A 3,707-nucleotide genomic window follows, 5' to 3' on the forward strand; every position below is an offset into this window, starting at 1 on the left:
GATCCCGCCGGACCGCCCGGACCGCCCCGGCCGCCCGCACCACACCCCGCTCTACGGTCCGGGCCTCGACGGCGACGGCCTGCCCGCCCTGTACGAGCGGCTGCGCGCGGAGCACGGGCCGGTCGCGCCCGTCGCCCTGGCTCCGGGGGTGCACGCCTGGCTGGTCATGGGCTACGAGGAGCTGCTGCGGGTGACGCGCCGCGAACGGGACTTCAGCCACGACCCGCGGCACTGGCGTCCGCTGCGCGAGGGGCGGGTGCCGGCCGACTCCCCGCTGCTGGCGTTCCTCGGCTGGCGTCCGGCCCTGATGTTCGCCGACGGGCGGCGGCACCGGCGGATGCGGTCGGCCGTCGCCGACGCGCTGGGCCGGGTCGACGGCGGCGAGCTGGGCCGCCTGGTGCGGGACACCGCCGACCGGCTGATCGACGCCTTCGCCGGGTGGCGCGAGGCCGATCTCGTACCGCACTACGCGCACCGCCTGCCGGCTCGGGTCGTCACCCGGCTGCTGGGGGCGGACGAGCCGGTCAGCCGCAAACTGGCGGAGGCCGTCGCCGGCACGGCCGCCGCCAACGCCGACTCCGTCCACGCCGGCCGCCGGCTGGAGCGCGTCCTGCTGGCCCTGGTGAGGGAGAAGCGGCGCGCGCCGGGCCCCGACATCACCTCCTGGCTGCTGACGCACCCCGCCTCGCTGCGCGAGGAGGAGGTGCTGCACAACCTGGCGGTGACGGTGGTGGCCGCCCACCAGACGACGAAGAACTGGATCGCCACCACGCTGCGCCTGCTGCTGACCGATCCGGCCCTGCGCTCCTCGCTGGACGGCGGGCACCTGACCCTGGACGAGGCGCTGGATCTGGTGCTGTGGCGGTTCCCGCCCACCCAGAACCTCCCCGGCCGCTACGCCCTGCGCGACGTCCGGCTGGGCCGGCAGGAGGTGCGGGCCGGGGACATGCTCGTGCTGGGGCTGGCCGCCGCGGGCCGCGATCCCGGGGTGCTGCCCGCGTGCGGGCGGCCGGTGACGGGCAACCGCGCGCATGTGGCGTTCGGCGCGGGACCGCACGCCTGCCCGGCCCAGCCGCAGGCCCGGCTGATCGCGCGTACGGCCGTGGAGGTGCTGCGGCGGCGGCTGCCGGGTCTGCGGCTGGCGGTGCCCGAGGAGCGCCTGGCCTGGGCGTCGTCGCCGTGGACCAGGGGCCTCGCGGCGCTGCCCGTACGGCTGGCGCCCTGAAGGACCCGTCCGGAAGCGGACCGCTCCGCCCGGGGCTCACAGCCGTCGGCCGGGTGCGCTGAGGGCGGTGTTGCCGCCGGGAAACAGCGGTGATCCGGGCGGGAAACAGCCGCGCCGCACGCTTTCCGCATGACCTCGAAGAAGCGCGTGGTGGTGATCGGCGGCGGGATGGCCGCCGCCCGGCTCGCCGGGCAGCTCTCCGCCGCCGGCGCCCTCGGTACCGCCGGCGGCGACGGTGACGGCGGCCGCGCCGGCTCCGGTGGCGCGGCCGTGGATCTGACGGTCGTCGGCGAGGAGCCCCACGCGCCGTACAACAGGGTGCTGCTGGCCGGGGTGCTGGCCGGGCGGTACGCGCCGGAGGTGATCGGCCTGCCCGCCCCGCCCGCCGCACGCTGGCTGCGCGGTGTGCGGGCGGTGCGGCTGGACCGGGCCGAGCGTCTGGTGCGGTGCGACGACGGCTCCTCGCTGCCGTACGACACCCTGGTGCTGGCCACCGGCTCCAACCCGGTGCTGCCGCCGCTGCGCGGGCTCTTCCCCGGTGGCGGACACGAACCGCCCCGCGGCGTGCGTCCCTTCCGCACCCTGGCCGACTGCCGGGCGCTGGAGGCGGAGGTGCGGCCCGGGGCGCGGGCCGTCGTCGTCGGCGGCGGTCTGCTCGGGGTCTCGGCCGCCCGTGCGCTGGCCGGGCGGGGGGTGCGCACCGTCCTGGCCCACCAGGGCGAGCACCTCATGGAGCGTCATCTGGACGCCCGCGCCTCGGCGCTGCTGCGCGGGCATCTGGAGGGGCTGGGGGTCGAGGTCCACACCGAGTGCCGCGTCCGCGGTCTGCTGACCGCAGGGAGCACCGGGAGGGGGAACGCCGGCGAAAGGGCCGTGGCCCGCGGCGTGGAACTGGCCGACGGCTACCGGCTGGAGGCCGAACTGGTCGTCCTCGCCTGCGGGGTGCGTCCGCGGACCGGGCTCGCCCGGGCGGCCGGGCTGGAGGTCCGCGAGGGGATCGTGGTGGACGACGAGCTGCGCACCGGCGATCCCCGCATCCACGCCGTCGGTGACTGCGCCGAGCACGCCGGGACGGTCTACGGGCTGGCCGGCGCCGCCCAGGAGCAGGCCGACGCACTGGCCCGCGTCCTGTTGGCGGACAGCACCGTGAACAGCGCCCCGAACAACGCCGCGGGCGGCATGACGGGGGGTACGGCCGCCGGTGCGCGGTCCCCCGCGTACACCGGCACCCGGGCGCTGACCCGGCTGACGCTGGTCCCGCCCCCCTCCGGGTCCGGGAGCGCGCTGGACCTCGCCGCGTTCGGCGAGACCGTGCCCCGCGCGGGCGACGATGTCGTCCGCCTCGCCGACGCCACCCGCAGCGTCTACCGCAAGGTCGTCGTCCGCGGCGACCGGCTGGTGGGCGGCATCCTCCTGGGCGACCTCGGCACCGTCGGCGCCCTCGCCCGCGCCTGGGAGGGCGGCGAGCCGCTGCCCTCCGCCCCGCTGCTCCACCTGCTCACCAACGATGGAGGCCTGTAGACATGCCACGGACACCACGCCCCACGATCGTGCTCGTCGGGCACGGGATGGTCGGACAGCGGTTCCTGGAGGAGCTCGCGAGCCGGGAGGTGACCGGCCGGGCCCGGGTGGTCGTGCTGTGCGAGGAGCCCCGGCCCGCCTACGACCGCGTGCAGCTCACCTCGTACTTCTCCGGCCGCACGCCCGAGGAGCTGTCCCTGGTGGACGAGGGCTTCATGGAGCGGCACGGCATCGAGCTGCGCCTGGGCGACCCGGCGGTCGCGATCGACCGCGAGGCGCGCACCGTGACCTCGCGCGCCGGGCTGGAGATCGGTTACGACACGCTGGTGCTGGCCACCGGCTCCTACCCGTTCGTGCCGCCCGTGCCGGGAAGCGACAGCACCGGCTGCTTCGTCTACCGCACGGTGGAGGACCTGCTCGCCATCGAGGAGTACGCGGGCCGGAGCCGGGTGGGCACGGTCGTCGGCGGCGGCCTGCTGGGCCTGGAGGCGGCCGGTGCGCTCAGCGGGCTGGGCCTTGAGACCCACATCGTGGAGTTCAACCCGCGTCTGATGGCCCTCCAGGTCGACGAGGGCGGCGGCGCCGCCCTGCGCCGCACCGTCGAGGGGATGGGCCTGACCGTCCACACCGGCGTGGGCGGCAAGGAGATCACCGCCGGCCCGGACGGGGCCGTCACGGCGATGGCGCTGTCGGACGGTTCGTCGATCGCCACCGATCTGGTGGTCTTCTCGGCGGGCGTGCGTCCCCGCGACGAGCTGGCCCGCGACTGCGGTCTGGAGGTCGGCGAGCGCGGCGGGATCGTCGTGGACGAGCGCTGCCGCACCGCCGACGCGGCGGTGTACGCCGTCGGCGAGTGCGCCAGGACCGCGGACGGCATGGTGTACGGCCTGGTGGCGCCGGGCTACGAGATGGCGCGGGTGGCGGCCGACGCGATCGCCGGCGAGATGGGCGGCACCGGGGG

Annotated in this window: 3 protein-coding genes; all 3 read left to right on the forward strand. The window is 76.8% G+C overall.

Translation table 11 applies throughout. The annotated features are described in order from the left end of the window. Window position 1: 1 nt before the first annotated feature. Window positions 2–1,225 carry a cytochrome P450 gene (locus L7D48_RS27215; RefSeq protein WP_237883508.1) on the forward strand — a complete coding sequence of 408 codons (1,224 nt, stop codon included), beginning with the start codon at window positions 2–4 and terminating at the stop codon, window positions 1,223–1,225. A gap of 129 nt (window positions 1,226–1,354) precedes the next feature. Beyond that, complete coding sequence (locus L7D48_RS27220) at window positions 1,355–2,746, forward strand: NAD(P)/FAD-dependent oxidoreductase (protein WP_237883510.1); 1,392 nt, start codon at window positions 1,355–1,357, stop codon at window positions 2,744–2,746. A gap of 2 nt (window positions 2,747–2,748) precedes the next feature. After that, window positions 2,749–3,707: FAD-dependent oxidoreductase (locus L7D48_RS27225; protein WP_237883512.1), on the forward strand; the 959-nt coding region annotated here is incomplete at its 3' end.

Origin of the sequence: Streptomyces sp. ICN903 (assembly GCF_022015835.1) — a bacterium.
Classification (GTDB): Bacteria; Actinomycetota; Actinomycetes; order Streptomycetales; family Streptomycetaceae; genus Streptomyces; species Streptomyces fenghuangensis.